The organism is Cupriavidus sp. HMR-1 (assembly GCF_000319775.1).
Lineage (GTDB): Bacteria > Pseudomonadota > Gammaproteobacteria > Burkholderiales > Burkholderiaceae > Cupriavidus > Cupriavidus metallidurans.
Window position 1 is genome coordinate 1 of the sequence record NZ_ANKP01000015.1, and the last position, 1,139, is coordinate 1,139.

General features: G+C 65.6%; 2 protein-coding genes. Both read right to left on the minus strand.

Translation table 11 applies throughout. From position 1 onward, the window contains the following. A partial coding sequence (locus D769_RS00230) for a LysM peptidoglycan-binding domain-containing protein (RefSeq protein WP_008640851.1) occupies positions 1–456 on the minus strand: 456 nt, incomplete at its 3' end. An 8-nt stretch (positions 457–464) separates the two neighbouring features. Further along, positions 465–1,139: protein-L-isoaspartate(D-aspartate) O-methyltransferase (locus tag D769_RS00235; RefSeq protein WP_040010799.1), on the minus strand; the 675-nt coding region annotated here is incomplete at its 5' end.

Here is a 1,139-nt window from a genome sequence, read left to right on the forward strand (position 1 = left end):
CGCTACAGCGGCTGGCGTGCTGGTCGTCGCGCCGACAGGCGCGCCTACCGGACGGGACGAATCGATCGGCTGGGACTGGACGACACCCGACGCCACCGGCACGGTTGCCACGCCAGGCGCGGCGTTCACGTCCGCACCCGGCGGCACCACGCGCAACAGTTGGCCAACCTCTATCTGGTTCGCATTGGCCATATTGTTCCAGCTCGCCACATCCCGATACGACTGGCCATTTTCGAGCGCGATACGGTAAAGCGTATCGCCTCGCTTGACCCGATAGTATCCGGGCGGAGCCGGCTCGGTGGAGGCAGCCTGCTGGGCGCCGGCCGTGGAGGTGCGATCCACCACAGGGGCGGGCATGGGGGAGTTGGCGCAGGCGGCCAGGACGGCTGCGATCGCCACGACGCTCAAACGTTGTCCGACTCGCGCGAAAGAATCCGATTTCACGATGTTGTGCATAGTTCGACTCAGATGGTGCCCGATTTTAAGGGCACAAAGAAAACCGCTTCAAGCGCAGTTCTGTGAAAACGATGCCGGTTGAGGCGCTCGATCAGCAGCAACTGCTGCGTCACGGTCTGCCCGGGCGCGCCGGAACTGGGCGCAACCACCGGAGCGATCAGCCGCCCGCCGATGGCCAGTTGTTCCAGCAAAGCCTGCGGAACCTCCATGCCAGCGGCAGCCAGGATGATCGACGAAAACGGCGCGGCCTGCGGCAGGCCAAGCATCCCGTCGCCGTAATGCAACCGGATGTTTGGCACGCGCAACGGCCGCAGGTTCGCCTTGGCTTGTTCGTGCAGCGGACGAATCCGCTCTATGGAGAACACTTCTTGCGCCACCAGGCTCAGCACGGCCGCCTGATAACCGCAGCCGGTGCCGATCTCCAGCACGCGCGCCAGCGCGTGGTCGGACGGCATCCCTTCGCGCAGCAGTTCGATCATGCGCGCCACCACGGACGGCTTCGAAATGGTTTGCTGATGTCCAATCGGCAACGCAGCGTCTTCGTACGCCTGGGAAGCCAGGCCCGGCTCCATGAACAGGTGGCGCGGCACCGTGGCAATGGCGCCAAGCACCCGCTCGTCGCGAATGCCGCCGGCGCGCAGGCGGGCTGCCAATGCTGCCCGAGCCCGATCCGACGCCATCCC